At 47.8% G+C, this 17,406-nt stretch carries 16 protein-coding genes; 1 reads left to right on the top strand and 15 read right to left on the bottom strand.

What is annotated here, in order from left to right; all coding sequences use genetic code 11:
- Positions 1-80: 80 nt before the first annotated feature.
- Positions 81-1,178: a 3-phosphoserine/phosphohydroxythreonine transaminase gene (serC, locus tag EV210_RS07070; protein ID WP_132077717.1), complete on the bottom strand. Its 1,098-nt coding sequence runs from the start codon at positions 1,176-1,178 to the stop codon at positions 81-83.
- A gap of 470 nt (positions 1,179-1,648) precedes the next feature.
- Between serC and EV210_RS07065 the strand changes: the two genes are divergently transcribed.
- Entirely contained in the window at positions 1,649-2,356 is a 708-nt protein-coding gene (locus EV210_RS07065; protein WP_132077714.1) for an SIMPL domain-containing protein, read from the top strand.
- A gap of 40 nt (positions 2,357-2,396) precedes the next feature.
- Here EV210_RS07065 and EV210_RS07060 read toward each other — a convergent pair whose 3' ends face one another.
- From EV210_RS07060 to EV210_RS06995, 14 genes are all read right to left on the bottom strand, one after another.
- Complete coding sequence (locus EV210_RS07060) at positions 2,397-3,119, bottom strand: demethylmenaquinone methyltransferase (RefSeq protein WP_243650462.1); 723 nt, start codon at positions 3,117-3,119, stop codon at positions 2,397-2,399.
- 145 nt (positions 3,120-3,264) lie between these two features.
- Positions 3,265-4,257 (bottom strand): ketol-acid reductoisomerase, encoded by a 993-nt coding sequence (ilvC, locus tag EV210_RS07055; RefSeq protein WP_132077708.1) that lies wholly within the window; start codon positions 4,255-4,257, stop codon positions 3,265-3,267.
- A 35-nt stretch (positions 4,258-4,292) separates the two neighbouring features.
- Entirely contained in the window at positions 4,293-5,552 is a 1,260-nt protein-coding gene (locus EV210_RS07050; RefSeq protein WP_132077705.1) for an ATP-binding protein, read from the bottom strand.
- Positions 5,553-5,728: 176 nt separating this feature from the next.
- A complete protein-coding gene (kduD, locus tag EV210_RS07045; RefSeq protein WP_279388497.1) occupies positions 5,729-6,487 on the bottom strand; it encodes a 2-dehydro-3-deoxy-D-gluconate 5-dehydrogenase KduD in 759 nt (252 codons plus the stop codon).
- A gap of 66 nt (positions 6,488-6,553) precedes the next feature.
- Positions 6,554-7,381 (bottom strand): 5-dehydro-4-deoxy-D-glucuronate isomerase, encoded by an 828-nt coding sequence (gene kduI / locus EV210_RS07040; RefSeq protein ID WP_132077699.1) that lies wholly within the window; start codon positions 7,379-7,381, stop codon positions 6,554-6,556.
- A gap of 105 nt (positions 7,382-7,486) precedes the next feature.
- Complete coding sequence (locus EV210_RS07035) at positions 7,487-8,260, bottom strand: IclR family transcriptional regulator (RefSeq protein WP_132077696.1); 774 nt, start codon at positions 8,258-8,260, stop codon at positions 7,487-7,489.
- 198 nt (positions 8,261-8,458) lie between these two features.
- Positions 8,459-9,466 carry a LacI family DNA-binding transcriptional regulator gene (locus EV210_RS07030; protein ID WP_132077694.1) on the bottom strand — a complete coding sequence of 336 codons (1,008 nt, stop codon included), beginning with the start codon at positions 9,464-9,466 and terminating at the stop codon, positions 8,459-8,461.
- A gap of 13 nt (positions 9,467-9,479) precedes the next feature.
- The gene (locus EV210_RS07025; protein WP_132077691.1) at positions 9,480-10,232 is read right to left on the bottom strand and encodes a fumarylacetoacetate hydrolase family protein; all 753 of its coding nucleotides are present in this window, start codon (positions 10,230-10,232) and stop codon (positions 9,480-9,482) included.
- Positions 10,233-10,308: 76 nt separating this feature from the next.
- On the bottom strand, positions 10,309-11,331 hold the full coding sequence (locus EV210_RS07020) for a sugar kinase (protein WP_132077688.1): 1,023 nt from the start codon (positions 11,329-11,331) through the stop codon (positions 10,309-10,311).
- Between the two features lie 41 nt (positions 11,332-11,372).
- Positions 11,373-12,017, bottom strand: coding sequence for a bifunctional 2-keto-4-hydroxyglutarate aldolase/2-keto-3-deoxy-6-phosphogluconate aldolase (locus EV210_RS07015; RefSeq protein ID WP_132078283.1), 645 nt, complete (start codon positions 12,015-12,017; stop codon positions 11,373-11,375).
- Positions 12,018-12,528: 511 nt separating this feature from the next.
- Positions 12,529-14,019, bottom strand: a complete 1,491-nt coding sequence (locus tag EV210_RS07010) for a UxaA family hydrolase (protein ID WP_132077686.1) — start codon at positions 14,017-14,019, stop codon at positions 12,529-12,531.
- 1 nt (position 14,020) lies between these two features.
- A complete protein-coding gene (locus EV210_RS07005; RefSeq protein ID WP_132077684.1) occupies positions 14,021-15,514 on the bottom strand; it encodes a tagaturonate reductase in 1,494 nt (497 codons plus the stop codon).
- Between the two features lie 40 nt (positions 15,515-15,554).
- Entirely contained in the window at positions 15,555-16,649 is a 1,095-nt protein-coding gene (locus EV210_RS07000; protein WP_132077682.1) for a Gfo/Idh/MocA family protein, read from the bottom strand.
- Between the two features lie 15 nt (positions 16,650-16,664).
- Positions 16,665-17,405, bottom strand: coding sequence for a response regulator transcription factor (locus EV210_RS06995; protein WP_243650476.1), 741 nt, complete (start codon positions 17,403-17,405; stop codon positions 16,665-16,667).
- Between the last annotated feature and the right edge of the window lies 1 nt (position 17,406).

Raw genomic sequence — 17,406 nt, 5'->3', positions numbered from 1 at the left:
TTGTTAGTGTTATACCAACAGACTAATTCTAATCATTTTCTGTTCGGCTACATTTAAATCCTGCGCCAAACTACTACAAGTTAGGCGTTTTCTTTTTGAAATTTTTCCATCAGTTCTTTTAGAGCCAGGCAAGATTGATAAGGAACGGCATTATAAGCCGAAGCTCTGCAGCCGCCCACCAGTCTATGCCCTGCCAGACCTACGAAATTAGCTTGCTTGGCGATCTGAAGAAACTTTTTTTCCAAACCGGTATCAGCAAGTCGAAATGTAATATTCATCAGAGACCGGCTGTCCTTGTCCGCATGCCCAATATAGAAACCGTTACTGTTATCAATTGCTTCATAAATTGCAGCTGCCTTACGTTGATTTTGCAGTTGAACAGCAGCTAATCCACCTTGCGCCTTGATCCAGTTCAACACTAAATTAACCAGATAAATACTAAAAGTAGGCGGCGTATTATAAAGGGAATTATCTTTCGCATAGGTCTGATAGCGCAGCATCGTAGGCAAATTCTTATTTGCCGTATCCAGCAGCTCTTTGCGCACAATAACCACTGTCACTCCTGCCGGTCCCAGGTTTTTTTGCGCGCCTGCATAAATCAGGCTGAACTTGCTTGCATCAAACGGCTGCGAAAGAATATCGCTGGACATATCGGCGATTAATGGTACCTTGCCCGTTTCCGGAAATTCCCGCCATTGAGTACCAAAAATCGTATTATTGGAAGTAACATGCAGATAGGCACAGTCATCGTCATAGGCTAAATCCTGAATAGACGGTATGCGGCTATAGTTATTTTCCTTGGCACTGGCAGCTATCATTACAGCTCCCATTTTAGCTGCTTCCTCATAAGCTTTCTCCGCCCATACCCCCGTCATTGCAAAAGCCGCCTTTTTACCTTGCGGCAAAAAGTTCATGGGAATCATGGCAAACTGCAAGCTGGCACCACCCTGTAAAAACAGTACCTCATACCCTTCGGGTAATGCCAGCAGTTCTTTCAACAACGTTTTAGCCTCATTGTGCACAACTTCGTACTCCGGGCTGCGATGACTCATTTCCAGCATGGACATGCCTGTTCCGTTAAAATTAGTGAGCTCAGCCTGCGCCCGCTGTAAAACTTCCAGTGGAAGCGCTGCCGGCCCGGCATTGAAATTATGTACCCGGATTTCATTTGCTGTCACAAAAATCAACTCCTGTTTTTTTAAAAATAAAAAAGCCTCTCCCCAGCAACTGGGGCGAGACTTTTCCCGCGGTGCCACCCATTTTAGCGTCAGCAGCCAGGTAAAAACACAAAAACCTCACATCCCAAAGGGACGAGAGGTTATTCCCGCGTTGCCACCCAAATTGCCATACGGCCAACTTTACCCGCTTTACCGGGCGGACCCGTCATGATTCATCATCAGCCGCTCAAGAGCGGAACGTCCTGCCTGCTCACCGGCTCACACCATCCGCCGGCTCTCTGAAAAACACAGCATTCAGCTTCTCTGTCATTGCGTTCAGTTGTAAACTTATTATCGATTATAACAGCTTGCCTTATAAAGTCAAGTAGCTCATTGCCTGAATAAATAAGATTTTTATTATCGTAACCGTTACCTTTCTGTTCCATACACGTTATAGTAAAGGAAAATACATACCAAAGGAGAGTTTCAAAATGAAAAAATTAATTGCCGGATTATTTGCTATTACCTTATTGTTTACCTCACTGCTTCCAGCCTCAGCCGAGCAGGGCGAACGCCCCTCCGTATCGGTAACAGGGCATGCCGAGATGGCTGTTGTGCCTGATACGGCTTACATCTCTTTAGGGATTATCACTACAGGTGCCGATGTGGCTAAAGCCAAAACAGAAAACGATACTACTATGAACCGGATTTACACTGCTGTCGAGCTGCTCGGCATCAGCAAAGATCAAATACAAACTTCCGGATTTTCGGTGCAGCCCCAGTATAAACAAAATACGAAAAATGATGATCTGGCAGTCATCGCCGGTTACCGGGTTCAGAATACCGTTACCGTAAAAGTAACTGACTTTACCCAAATATCACAAGTTATTGATGCAGCCTCCCAGGCCGGTGCCAATCAGATCAACGGCTTACGCTTTGCTGTAAATGACGAAAGTGCGTTAAGAGACCAGCTTTTGGCTAAAGCCGTATTGGACGGCAAGCACAAAGCGGCACTGATTGCCGACACCCTTGGTGCTTCGCTGGGACAGGCAACTTCCGTAAACCTTAGCGGATATTTTTCGCCCGTAGGGGAAAACGTCCGGATGTACAAAGCGGATATGGCCTCCTCCACACCGGTCAGCGCCGGTACATTGTCAGTAAGCGCGGATGTGAGCATGGTATTTCAATTAAATAATTAACCTAAAAGAACAGGCCGCCGGGTAAACCGGGCGGCCTTTGTTATTTTATACCTACGTGTACAGCCACAATTCCACCCGTCAGTTCATAGTAACGGGCTTGTTGCAAACCGACTTCCGTAAAATAGTCACAAATTACCGACTGATGCGGAAAACGCCGCAGTGATTCCGGCAGCCACCGGTACGGTCCGTCTATCCCCACTCCCAGTTTGCCCAGCAGCGGCAGGATTTGTTCAAAATACAAATAATACAGCTGTTTAAAAACAGGGGCACTCGGCTTGGCAAGTTCCAGCGACACAACACGCCCGCCTGGTTTCACGACCCGCCTCATCTCCGCTATTGTCCGTTTAATATCAGGCACATTGCGTAAGGCAAAGCCGATTGTAGCGCAGTCAAACGTATCATCAGCAAACGGCAGCTCCATAGCATTGCCCTGGACCAAGTCAACTGTACTGCTATAATTTGAGCTTGCCACGTTTTTTCGCCCCACTGTCAGCATTTGCTCACAGAAATCTAAACCGGTTACCCTGGGGTTTATCACATTTTTAGCCAGTTCGAGGGTGAGCATAGCTGTACCGCAGCACACATCCAGTGCCCGTCCGCCCGTCGGTAAGGCGGCTTGCTTAACGGCGAACCGTCGCCAGTATTTATCCTGATTAAAGCTAAGTGCTGTATTAAGCAAATCATACCTGTGGGCAATTGCGGTGAATACCGAATGGACGTACTTTTCTTTTTCCGTATCTTGTTTAAACTGCTCGATCGGCAAGGAAATTCCTCCTATTCCTGTTGCTGGCATTCACTTCATTATACCACTTTCTGATGCTTTCCACGGCTCTTGTACTGTACGCCAATACAATAATTTAGAGGCAGCCCCGGACAAAAGTAATCCGGTGCTGCCTCTGTTACTAAGATTATTCTTTCAGCCAGGGCATCATGGCCCGCAGCTCTTTGCCTACTTTTTCAATAGCGTGGTCTGCCTCGCGCCGGCGAACAGCGTTAAAGCCAGGACGGTTTGCCTGGTTCTCCAGAATCCATTGTTTAGCAAATTCACCTGTTTGAATTTCAGTTAGAACCTTTTTCATTTCGGCCCGCGTTGCATCTGTAATGATTCGCTTGCCGATTTGATAGTCACCGAACTCAGCCGTATCACTGATCGAATAGCGCATATTGGCCAGACCGCCTTCATACAGCAAGTCAACAATCAGTTTCATTTCATGCATACACTCAAAATAAGCAGATTCCGGCTGATAACCGGCTTCTACCAGTGTTTCAAAACCGGCTTTAATTAACTCAGTAACCCCGCCGCACAATACCGCCTGCTCACCGAACAGGTCAGTTTCCGTTTCTTCTTTAAAGGTTGTCGGCAATACACCTGCCCGGGTCCCGCCGATACCGCGGGCGTATGCCAAGGCAAGCTCCTGGGCATTGCCGGTATAATTCTGATGAATAGCCATCAGGCAGGGAACGCCTTTCCCCTTTTGATATTCGCGCCGGACCAGATGTCCCGGACCTTTAGGCGCAACCATAAAGACATCCACATTCTCCGGGGGAACAATTTGATTAAAATGAATGCTGAAGCCATGGGCAAAAACCAGGGCAGCACCGGCTTTTAAATTTGGTGCAATTGATTCACGGTATACTTGGGCTTGCTTTTCATCAGGGATAAGAATCATAATAACATCTGCACTGGCAACAGCCTCACTTACTACCGCTACCTTTAGACCGTCATTTTTGGCTTTGTCCCAGGATTTGCTTCCTTCATATAAACCAACCGTTACATCAAGCCCATAGTCATGCATGTTAAGAGCATGCGCATGCCCTTGGCTGCCATACCCGATTACAGCAATTTTTTTGTCCTGAATTACATCCCAATTCGCATCCAAATCATAATACAACTTAGCCATACCTAATATCCCCCTTCAAAATAAACCCTTTATAGTTAACTTAAGTTACTACCGATAATATGTTTTACAAACTGCTGAGCGACCCTGCCGGACCGGCCCGAGTGTGATAGTTCCCAGCGCAAGGCCTGCTGTTTAAGCTCGGCGGCCGGCAGATTAATCGAGTGCTGTTTCGCCAGTGTTTCTACAATATGCAGATAATCTTTCTGATCCGGTGCCTGATAGGTCAGCGTAATACCAAAGCGATCAGATAGTGAAATTTTTTCATGTACCGAATCAGCCGAGTGGACGTCTTGGGCATCAGCCCGGTCGGACCAGCTTTCGCGGATGAGATGGCGCCGGTTGGAGGTGGCATATAGCAACACATTATCCGGCCGCGACTCCAGACTTCCTTCGATAACCGATTTTAAAAACTTATACTCGGTCTCTGATTCTTCAAACGAGAGATCATCAAGAAAGACGATAAACCGCTGACTCCGTCCCCGAAGCTCGCTGATGATCTTATGCAAAGACTGAAACTGGTGCCGCTGTACCTCAACCAGTCTGAGGCCTTCTTTCCAATAACAATTGACAAGCGCTTTTACCGAGGAGGATTTTCCAGTCCCTCTCGCTCCAACCAGCAGCACATTATTAGCCGGCTTATTAGCCAGAAAAGCTTCGGTATTTCTTACCAGCACCTGTTTTTGCTTTTCATAACCGACCAGATCATCCAGTTTGATCCGGTCGCGGTCTTTAATCCCTACCAGCCCGGTTGCATCATCCCAGCGAAAGGCCGCATAACCGGCCACACTACCGCAGCCGTGCTGCAGATAATAAGCAATCAGTTTATCAACCAGCTGATCAAGGGAATACTCCTGATCAGCTTGCACAGCAAAAAGCTCGAGCAGTGCCGCTCCGTTCTGATCTTTTTCTACCGCTTCAGTTGGCGTAAAATCGCCAACAAGCACGCTGTCCCGCATTTCAGCATTATTAAGCTGCAGCAACCGTCGTATAATTGCCAAATCATGCATAACGGCACGTCTCAGCCCGGTACCGATCTGACCGTTTCGTTTTTCCACCGTTGTACTAAATACATTTTCATCACGGGAAATTAAATACACTAAATAGCTTTTCCAGAGATCTCCTTGCAGGCCATGTTTCTCAGCTTCTTCAATCAGGCCGGCATACACCTCATACAGCAGCTTGTCTTCTCCGTTGCTGTTCAGCACATGTTGCATGGTGCTAACCAGCTTATCTGCAAGTAAGTTACGATAGACAAGCAGATTCTGTATTTCTCCAAAACTACATTTGTCCTGCATCACTCGACCTCCAATCAATCAAAAGTGTACCATTCGGCCTTTTGTTACAAAATCCATATCCACATTATAGTTCGCGGCAAAACTCTTTGTCAACCAACATAATATAAATGAAAAAGACAAAAGAGCTTTCCCCTATGGGAAAGCCCCTTTGTCTCTGATACCGGGGAATTTCTCAATCAGCGTCCCAGCCAGCCGCCGTCAACGGCGATTACCTGGCCCTGCAGATAGCTGGCTGCATCGGAAGCCAGAAATACTGCCGTTCCCTGCATATCTTCCGGTGTCCCCCAACGTCCCTGCGGAATACGCGCCAAAATCGAACCTGCCCGGTCAGCATCCTGTTGCAAGGCATCAGTCATTTCGGTAGCCATATAACCAGGTGCAATTGCATTGACATTGATTCCATGCTCGGCCCATTCATTCGCCAGCGCTTTCGTCAGTCCGGCAACGCCCGACTTAGCCGCCGTATAGGAAGGAACAAGAATTCCGCCTTGAAACGACAACAGCGAGGCAATATTAATGATTTTTCCTTTCCGTTGCTTCATCATTTCTCTGGCAGCAGCCTGAGAAATGAAAAACAAGGACTTGAGATTAATATTCATGACCTCATCCCAGTCTTTTTCACTGAAATCCGCTGCAGGTGCGCGGCGAATAATACCGGCACAATTAACTAAAATATCGAGCTTACCGAATTCTGCCAAGGTGGTATTGATAATCTGGGGAATCGGTTCGGTACTCCCCAGGTCAGCTTGAATCGCTACCGACTTACGCCCTAACTTACGAATGTTAGCAGCCGTTTCGTGCACTTTATCCGAGCTTGCCACAACTACGACGTCCGCTCCGGCCTGAGCCAGACCAAGCGCCATTCCTTCACCAAGGCCTCGGCTGGCTCCGGTTACAATAGCGGTACGACCTGCTAATGAAAATTGTTCTAGTATGATAATCCAAGCCTCCTATACATTACCGGTCCATAATCCAGCTGCCTGCTGGTGAATTACAGTCCATTATTTGATGTATGTCATTGCCACCCCATCCATATCATTAAATGTCTGGTTTTCACCAGCCATTCCCCAGATAAAGCGGTAACAGGAAGTACCAACACCGGAGTGTATGGACCAGCTGGGTGAAATAACCGCCTCTTCATTGCGCATGACAATATGCCGTGTTTCATCCGGTTTTCCCATATAATGAAAAACGACTGCATCTTCTGGCAATTCAAAGTACAAATATACTTCCATTCTTCTTTCATGCGTATGACACGCCATTGTATTCCACATATTGCCCGGTTCAAGCACGGTCATGCCCATTACCAGCTGACAGCTTTGTACGCCTTCGGGATGAAAATATTTATATATGGTACGGTCATTTGACTGATTCTGCGTTCCCAGACGCGTAGGCTGAACATCTGTGATACCCACTTTTATGGTCGGGTATGCTTTATGCGCAGCGGCACTGTTAAAATAGAACTTGGCAGGATTGGCGGAATCAGTGCTGGCAAAGACAATTTCACGGGAACCCATGCCCACGTATAATCCGTCATATTTGTCCATACTATACTCTTTGCCATCCACGGTTACTGTTCCAGGACCACCAATATTAATGACTCCCAATTCCCGTCGTTCCAGGAAAAATGCCGAGCCCATTTCCTTACCGCCTTCAAGCGCAAGCGGCTCTGCAGGAACAGCAGTACCGGTAATCATGCGGTCAACATGACTATACACCATCGTAACCTTGCCTGGCACAAATAAATTTTGAATGAGGAATTCCTGACGCAGCCGGCTTGTATCATACGTTTTAGCATCTTCGGGATGTGCACCATAACGGATATCCATATTTATTTCCTCCTATTATTCCAGCTTTGATAAAGCTGGTTATTCGCACGCTAGCAGGTAAAACAGCCGCCTCTCACCTCCTTATATTGACTGCCGCCTCTCAAGCTACTCGGCAATCAGGCCTAAAAACTGCGAAATCTGTCTGGTAGACTGCAACAGCCTGGGCGCAATGGAATTATGAATTACAGGCAGCGAAAATCTGGATACCGGCCCTGATATGCTGATAGCCCCCACTGCCTTTCCCTGGTGGTCATAAATCGGGGCACCGATGCACCGGCAATCAGCGGCACTTTCCTGATCATCCAGAGCATACCCAAGCCTGCGGACTTCTGCCATTTCACTAAGAAAAGCCTTCGGATCAGTAATAGTATACGGCGTACGCTTTTCCATAATCTGCAGACTAAGTAATTTTTCAATTGCCTTGTCGTCACTGTTTATCAGTAACGCTTTCCCCAGTGATGTACAATGAATGGAATTCGTAGCGCCTATTCTCGCCACTAACCGCACCGGATGATTGCTCTCTACCGAATCCATGTACATTACACGATTATTCTCCAGTACACCGAGATGAACCGTCTCACCACTGAAATCTCTTAACTGATGGAGAATAGGGCGCGCTGCATGTTTGAGCTGAAATTTCTGTTCCACCCGCTGACTCATCATCAGCAGCTTTAAGCCAAGCTCGTAAAAGCCGCCGCTCGTACAGCGAACATAATCCCTGCTTTCCAGGTTACCCAGCAGCCGATACACCGTTGTTTTGGGCAATTCGGTCTTTTCCGTGATTTCCCGCAGCGTGATTCCCTTTCTGCTATTGCCAATTGTTTCTAAGATATCGAAGGCCCGTTGTAATGACTGTACATCTGTGCTTCTTTTCTCCATGTTCGCCTCACATCAAGTTCCACAATGCGGAACAATATTCCATCATCGTGAATCTACTATACCACATGCACAGGCAAAATCCCTGCGAAACTTCCGGCAGAGCCCACTTATTTCACCATGCGGAATAACAGAGCAACAGGCAGAATGTGATTTCCGCAAACAAAGAATGCCTACTGCAAATTGCTGTAGGCATTTCCTTTATTCACCACAAGATTTACGGACCACCAACTCAGGATCAAATAAAATTACTGCCGGTTTCCGGCGGTTCTTTTTACTCTTAAGCCGTTTAATCAGCAGCGCAGCCGCTTCCTGCCCCATAGCATAAGTAGGCTGACTGACAACCGTGACCGGCGGATCAATCAGCTCCGCCCACTCCCAGTCATCAAAACCGACAACCGCTATATCTTGCGGAATAGCAACAGCTAATTTTTTTAAGGCCTTCACAACTGCCATCGTCATCAGATTATTCGCGCCAAAAATGACAGCAGGAGGTACAGGTGCGGCAAGCACCGTCTTAATTGCACTTATAATGGAGGCTTCATCTAAAGCCGTTTCCACCAGTAAATGCGGTTTACAGGCGATGCCATGGGTAGCCAGGGCCTGCTTATAGCCAAATACACGTTCCAGCCGGGGACTCACTTCCTGGCAGGGCATAGTAAAAAAAGCAATTTCCCTGCGTCCTTGTCGGATAAGGTGGTCAATCATCAATTGAACACCCTTTCTGCTGTCTGACGTTACGGTATCCGTATTAATTTCCGGAACCTTACGGTCAATCAACACGACCGGCAAATGCAGATTCAAGCTTTTCACCAGTTCATTGTTATGCCCGGTAGTATTAATGATAAGCCCATCTACCTGCTTATCTGCTAAGACCTCCAGATATTCCCGCTCCTTTACAGGGTCTTCATCGGCATTGCACAAAATCAGGCTAAATCCGTGCTGATTGCAATAATCCTCGACACCACGAATCATACTGGTTGAGAACGGATTTAATATATTGGCTACAATCGCACCCACAGTATGTGTTTTCTTTTGCTTTAGACTGCGCGCCAGCGCATTCGGCCGATAGCCGAGCTCTTCGACAACCTGGGCAATATTCTCTTTTGTTTCCTTACTCATGCTGTCATAGCGGCCATTTAGGTAGTGCGACACCGTAGTTTTCGACACCCCTGCCCGGGCTGCAACATCTTTGATTGTTACGGGCATAAGACTCTCCGTTCTAGCGTACAGGATTCGTAATGGTTCCAATCGCAGGGCTGGCTAAGGTAAACACATCACCGGCAGCAAAGTCTCCACCGCCCAGTGGTGTTCCCGTAATGATCAAATCCCCTGCTTCCAGCGTCATCACCTGGGATATGAAAGCGATGACCTTCCGGACGCCGAAGATCATATCCTGAGTACTGCTGTGCTGTTTTTGGTCGCCATTCAGCAATAATGTTATTTCGGTATTCTCCGGGTCTATTCCTGTTACAATGTAAGGCCCCACAGGAGTAAATGTATCAAAAGATTTGCCCTTAGCCCATGGCTGCCCTTTAATCATATGGTCTTTGGCGGTTATGTCATTAGCCAAGGTGTAACCCAGGCAATAATCAAGCGCCGTTTCTTCGGTAACATTTTTCGCGGTTTTACCGATAACCACTGCCAGTTCTACTTCAAATACTGGTTTTTTTACCAGTTCCGGTATGATAACACTGTCTCCTGGTCCAATAATTCCGGAAGGAGGCTTTAAAAACAGAATTGGTTCTGCAGGAAACTCTACCCCTTTATCCTTAGCAACCGATTGGTAATTTAAACCCACGCCGATTACTTTGGAAGGTTTCACAGGTGCCAGCAGCCGGACGTCCGCCAGTGGCAAAACTTCTTCCGTAACACGATAGCTGCCGTAAATATTGCCTTCTATTATTTTAACCTGCTGTTCCTCAACTGCACCGTACAATTCGCGATCCTGATAATGAAAGCGGGCAATTTTCATCTCTGCTCCTCCTCACATTGAATAGATAAATGCCGCCGGAACGTGAAAGTCCCAGCGGCAAAAAAGGGGGGGTTTTTTACCGTTGAACCCGGCCTGAGCCATCACCGGCCATCAGTGTTTTTACTTCTGCCACTGTTACATGGTTGTGGTCACCTTCAATGGTATGCTTGAGGCAAGATGCTGCTACGGCAAATTCCAGCGCATCCTGATTGCTGTAATTATTCAGCATGCCGTAAATCAGGCCACCGCCGAAAGAGTCCCCGCCACCAACGCGGTCGACAATACGGATCGCATAGTTGCGGGAGAAATAAAACTCATCGTCTTTATAGAGCATTGCTGCCCAATTGTTATCGGAAGCAGAAATACTGCCGCGCAGTGTAATGGCAACTGCTTTAAAACCAAATTTTTCTTTGAGTTTCTTGGCAACATCCTTGTAACCGTCGTGATTAAGCTTGCCGCCTTCAATATCAGTATCAGCCGCTTTGATGCCAAATACTTTTTCTGCATCCTCTTCATTGGCAATACATACATCTACATACTGCATATATTGAGACATAACCTTACCGGCTTTTTCACTCGTCCATAAGTTTTTGCGGAAGTTAAGGTCGCAGCTGACAGTCAGCCCTGCTGCTTTTGCTGCCTTGCATGCTTCCAGAACTGCTTCGGCCACACTGTCACCCAGGGCAGGAGTAATGCCGGTGAAGTGGAACCAGGTAGCCCCTTCAAAGATCTCCTTCCAGTTGAAGTCAGCATTGGTAGCCGTAGAAATGGAAGAGTACTTGCGGTCATATACTACTTTGGAAGGCCGTTGCGAAGCTCCCTTCTCACAGAAGTAAATTCCTAAGCGCTCGCCGCCGCGCACCATATAGCGGGTATTGACTCCGTACCGGCGCATTTCATTAACAGCCGTCTGGCCAATTGGATTTTCCGGTACTTTCGTAACAAAAAGCGCCTCTTCGCCATAGTTGGCTAATGAAACACACACATTGGCCTCGCCGCCGCCGTATACAGCCTCAAATGTACTTGCCTGTTCAAAACGGGAATATCCTGGGGGCTGCAGCCGCAGCATAATTTCTCCAAAACAAACTACTTTTGCCATTGATAAAAACTCCTCTCAAATATAAGCTGATAAACTTAAAATTATTTAGCCCGCGCTTCTTTAATTTTGGCAATAAACTGTTTGGCAATTTCAGTAATAGACTCATAATCGCCTTTTTTAGCACCGCCGGTCAGGTTGCCGCCAACACCAACCGCTACGCAGCCTGCCTTAATCCATTCACCAACATTATCAAGACCAACACCGCCAGTAGGCATCATTGGTGCCTGAGGCAGAGGACCTTTAACAGCTTTAACAAATCCAGCTCCCATTGATTCGCCAGGGAAAATTTTAATAACATCGGCTCCGGCTTCCATCGCCTCGACAATTTCTTTAATTGTCATAGCACCAGCCATGATAGGTATCTGATAACGGTTGCACAGACGCACAGTTTCCGTATTCAGCGAAGGACTGACAATATACTGTGCCCCCGCCAAAATAGCAATCCGGGCCGTTTCAGGGTCAAGTACCGTACCGGCACCAATAATAATTTCACCCGATTTATAGGTTTCGGCTAAGCCTTTAATTACATCGGCTGCACCAGGAACAGTAAATGTTATTTCAATACCGGCCACACCGCCTTTAATGCAGGCGTCAGCAATTTTTACCGCCTGCTCGGCATTTTCAGCCCGCACAACAGCCACTAAACCACAATCCATAATTTTTTCCAGTGTTTGCAACTTTGGAATCACAAATGTCACGCTCCCTCTCTCTTTATAAACCGGTTTAGTAAACCGGTTCACTTCCTATATTTCTGGCAATTACCGCTTTTTCCTGCCTCAATGATAAGATTTTTTTAAATTTTTCAGTTTATTTATGCTCAGTATGCCGCCCTTTGTGAAAAAGGGGACTGTCCCCTTTTCTTTGCTTTCTAGCGCCAGACTAAATGCATCATTCGAATGATACAGGAGAACCGTCCCCGTGTATCATTGATAAGATTTTTTTAAATTTTTCAGTTTATTTATGCTCAGTACGCCGCCCTTCGTGAAAAAGGGGACTGTCCCCTTTTCTCCTGCTTTCTAGCGCCAGACTAAATGCATCATTCGAATGATACAGGAGAACCGTCCCCTTGTATCATTGTGCACCCCGTAGGGGAGCCTCACCACCACAAACTGCCACAAGCCCCGTCCCCCTTTGCCGACAAGCTTAGGCCGTCGAGAAGGCTCCAGCTGCTAGGTGGGGCCTTATCGGCGGCCGCCCCTACAGTGTGACGCCGGTTTTAAAGATGGCAATCTCCCGAAACCCCATTTTTTCTGCCTTGGTTTCCTGGCCTGAAGCCACAGCAAGAATATACGCGAAGAACTCGTCGGTTACTGCGTTCATGGTCTTACCGGCAAGCAGCTGCCCTGCATCAAAATCCATCCAGTTTTGCTTGCGCTGAAACAAATCGCTGTTTGTGGCAATTTTAACAGTCGGCACCGCTGTTCCCAAAGGGGTTCCCCGGCCGGTGGTAAACAGGACCATATGACAGCCTGCTGCCGCAAGCACCGTGCAGGCAACCGCGTCATTGCCGGGTCCATTTAACAGATTCAGGCCTTTCTCTTTTACCCGCTCGCCATAGTCCAGCACATCAACTACTGTACTGCGGCCGCCTTTTTGCGTACAGCCGAGCGATTTATCTTCCAGCGTAGTGATCCCGCCTTTTTTATTCCCCGGCGAAGGGTTCTCATAAACCGGTTGGTTATGAAACTGAAAATATTCCTTAAAATCATTGATCAGTTTAACCGTTTTCTGAAATACCTGTTCATCCCGGGCCCGGTTCATAAGGATTGTTTCGGCACCGAACATTTCCGGAACTTCCGTGAGAACCGTGCTGCCGCCGCAGCTGATCAGCGCATCGGAAAAGGAGCCTACCAGCGGATTGGCAGTAATGCCGGAAAAACCGTCAGAGCCGCCGCATTTCAAGCCTACTACCAATTCCGATACCGGACACTCACTGCGGACATACTGCTTGGCATGGTTAAGCAGCTCCTCCAGCAATTCCAGTCCGGTGGTAAGTTCATCTTCAACTTCTTGGGCAACCAGAAACTTTACCCGTTCAGGATCATAATCCCCCAGGGCAGCCTTAAACTCTGGAATATTGTTATTCTCACAGCCCAGTCCCAGCACTAATACCGCTCCGGCATTAGGATGATTTACTAAATCAATCAAAATTTGCCGGGTTGCCCGGTGATCCTCTCCCAGCTGGGAACAGCCGTAAGGATGAGTAAATTCGTAGACGCCGTCAATGTTCGGTACCCCGGACAATTTATCCTGAGCTGCTTTGGCAATCAGCTGCGCAGCCCGGTTAACGCAGCTGACGGTAGGGATAATCCACACTTCATTGCGGATGCCTACACTGCCGCCAGGGCGCCGGTAGCCGGAAAACGTTTTGCTGCACTGACCGGACTGGGCGTGGTAAGCAGGCTCGGGCGTATATTGATACTCCAGCATTTCGCCCAGATTGGTTTTGACATTATGCGTGTGCAGCCATTGACCGGCTTTAACCGGCGCTGCAGCTTTGCCGATAGCAAAGCCGTATTTCATAATGTCTTCACCGGCTGCAATATCACGTAAAGCAATCTTATGGCCTTTGTCAATATCCTCCAAAGCAGTCAGTCCAATTGTACCGCAGCTTATCCATTCACCTTTTTTTATATCACTGATTGTAACAGCCACATTGTCGCGATCATGAATCACTAAAATTGCCATATTACCTCCGTACCAGTTGTCCGGCAACCGTTTGCATACCGTCTGTGGCAATTCTGTGTAAATACTCTGCCGTTTTTTCCGTTAACCCCGGCACTTCATTCAGATCCCTGCTCCACATGGCAGTATTGGCAAGTACTGTTTTGGCAACTTCCCGTGCTGATTGCAGAGAATGATTATAGTGTGACCAGGCCTTGGCAAAAAACGCAAGAGCAGGCAAATCATCCTTCATTTCAAAAGTACCCTTGCTTCGCTTGGCCTGCATGCCGGACCCTTCAATCCTGCCATCCTTATATACGCTAATAAGCGCTGCCAGCGAAAATACCAGCTTGTCCGGCAAGGTTCCGAACTGTTCCTGATATTCCAAAATCGATGGTAGAACACGGGTTTTAAATTTTGAAGACGAATTCAGCAAAATGCTTAGCAAATAATGCTTAATATAGGGATTTTGAAACCGTTCTACTACGGAATCGGCAAAATCAGTCATCAGTGCCTTATCAAGTTTGATTGATGGTACAATTTCATCATAGATAGCCTGACGCACAAAAGCTCCCATAACCTCGTGATCCATCATTTCACCAACCGTATCAAGACCATAAAGAAAGGCCGCCGGCACGGATGAAGTATGTCCGCCATTTAAAATCCGTACTTTACGGGTACGATAGGGTGCCATATCCTCTGTCCAGACTACATTAAGACCGGCCTCAGCAAAAGGCAGCCGCTTTGCTAAGTGAGACGGCCCTTCAATCACCCACAAATGAAACAGTTCCCCCGCATTGAGCAATTTGTCCTCATATCCCAGCCGTTCCGTCAGTGCCGCGGCCTCATCGCGGGGATAGCCGGTAACAACGCGGTCAACCAGCGTATTTAAGAAATAATTATGCTCTTTCAGCCATACGGAAAACGCCTGCGGCCATTGCCACTCTTCAGCCAGACGCAGGACAATCGCTTTTAAATTATCTCCATTGCGGTCGATCAACTCACACGGCAGAATCACCAGTCCAGCCCCCGGATCACCCTGGAAATGGCAGTAGCGATGATATAGGTATATGGCCAGCTTGGCAGGAAACGATACTGGCGGTGCCATATCCGGCCGGTCGGTACTCTCATAGGCAATACCGGCTTCTGTCGTATTGGATACAATAAATTCGATATCCCTGTTTTCAGCGCAGCGTAAGTATTCATTCCACTCTTTATAGGGATTAATACCGCGGCTGATGGAAGAAATAATTTCAGTCTGTTCAACAGGTTTGCCGTCCTGCAACCCCCTGAGCAGCAACGTAAACAGGCCTTCCTGCTCATTGATTAGTGGCACTAAGCCTTCGGCAATAGGCTGTACAACAACTACACTGCCATTAAACAAACCTTGCTTATTAAGCTGGTGAAATTTCCAGTCTACAAAGGCCCGCAAAAAATTACCTTCGCCAAATTGCAATACCCGCTCAGGCCATTGAACTGAACCGGCAATGCCAGCTATGTTACGATTAAGTTGATGCATCTTGTATTCCTCCCCCGATTATTACTGATGTCTACTGGTTCTAAACATGCATTGCAAAGCCTTTTCGTATCGCCGACTGATCCGCGAGCTCTTTTAAAAACAAGCTGTCGCTAAGCGGAAGAGCTACCGTCTTACCCAGAAAAGCCGATTTATAGAGGGCAAGAATGATTTCTAATGCCCTCCGTCCCTCAGTTCCGCATACATTAAGCTTCTCTTTTTTCTGTAAGGCGGTGATAAACTGCCGGAACTGCTGTTCATGATTCTCATCCGTCACCTGCGGACTGCTCACACCCACTTGTTCAGCAGCAGCGCCTGTACTATATTGTTCGCCCGATTTTAGGCAGAAATAGACCAGCTCATCATTCTCGATAACGGCTGTCCCCTCACTGCCATACAGTTCAATTCTGGAGGCCAGGCCGGGATAGGCATTGGTAGTCGCCTCAATGACCCCGATTGCGCCATTGGCAAAGGAGACAGCCGCCGCTGCCGTATCTTCTACTTCTATCCGTACATGTCCCGTAGTAGCACAGCGAGCAGACACTTCCGTCACCGGGCCGGCCAGGTACTGTAACAAATCAACGTAGTGAATTCCCTGATTCATCAGGACGCCGCCGCCATCCAGCTCCCAGGTACCGCGCCATGCGCCGCTGTCGTAATATTCCTGACTGCGATACAGTTTGGCATAACAACCGGCATAACTGATTTTCCCCAGCTTTCCCTGGGAGAGCATCTCTTTTAATCGCACTACTCCCGGGCTGAACCGCCGCTGGAATATGACACCAAGCTGTACGCTAGCCTGCTCACAGGCCCTGATAATTGCATCGGCCCTTTCCAGCGAAATCTCCAGCGGCTTTTCAACCAGGACATGTTTACCTGCCTGTGCTGCCTGAACAGCAAAATCGGCATGCCTGCCGCTGGGTGTACAAATCGCTACCGCATCGATATCGCCGTTTTGCAGCATCTCCTCAAAATCTGCATAGAAACTACAGCCAAATTGCTCTGCCAGCTCCCGCCCTTTGGCATCGGACCGGGAATAGACAGCTTTTAATTCGGCTGCCTCAATACGGGTCAGTGCTTGTGCATGGGTCGGAGCAATTGCGCCGCTGCCCACAAGCCCAAACCGGATTTTGTCCATACTCGCTACCAACCTTTACTGAATATTTTTTTCTAGATTCTTGCGGTACTCGGAAGGGCTTACACCCGTCAGCTTACGAAACATGTTGCTGAAATAAGCAATGTCGCTGTAGCCAAGGCGGCAGGCAATTTCCGAAATACGCAAAGTTGTACTTGTTAACAGCAGCTTGGCTTCTTTAATCCGCAGGCTGCTGACATAATCAACAAAGTTAATCCGCATTTCCTGCTTGAATAGCTGACTGAGGTAACAGGGGTTCATATGCACATGTTTGGCAGCATCCGCCAAAGTAACCTCACCGGGAGGAGTTTTAGCGATATAGCGCAACACCTGCTGGACAGCAGATAATGAATTCGTCTCAGAGCCCTTTTCCGTTCCGGGCTCCACCTGGCGGCTGCGGCACAACCGGAGCCACTTTTCCAGGCAGTTGTCCAGCTCAACCGGATCAACCGGCTTTACAAGATAATCAAAAACGCCGCTTCGCAGCGCTTTTTGCACATATTGAAAATCATCATGAACCGTAATCAAAATGACGTCTTGCTTTTCCTGCCGCTGGCGAAGCTGCTCAATAAAAGCCAGACCATCCATCACCGGCATCCGGATATCGCTTACCACTAAATCGACGGTATTCTCCTGCAGCCAGTCAAGTGCTTCAAGACCGTTCGAACATTCATGCCTGATTTGAAAGGGCTTGTTCAGTTTTTCAATGGTGTGGCGCAATGCTGTCCGCACCCAACGCTCATCATCCACTAACAACATG

Source organism: Anaerospora hongkongensis (genome assembly GCF_004339805.1).
GTDB lineage: Bacteria > Bacillota > Negativicutes > Sporomusales > DSM-15969 > Anaerospora > Anaerospora hongkongensis.
This window is presented reverse-complemented; position numbering and strand designations above follow the sequence as displayed.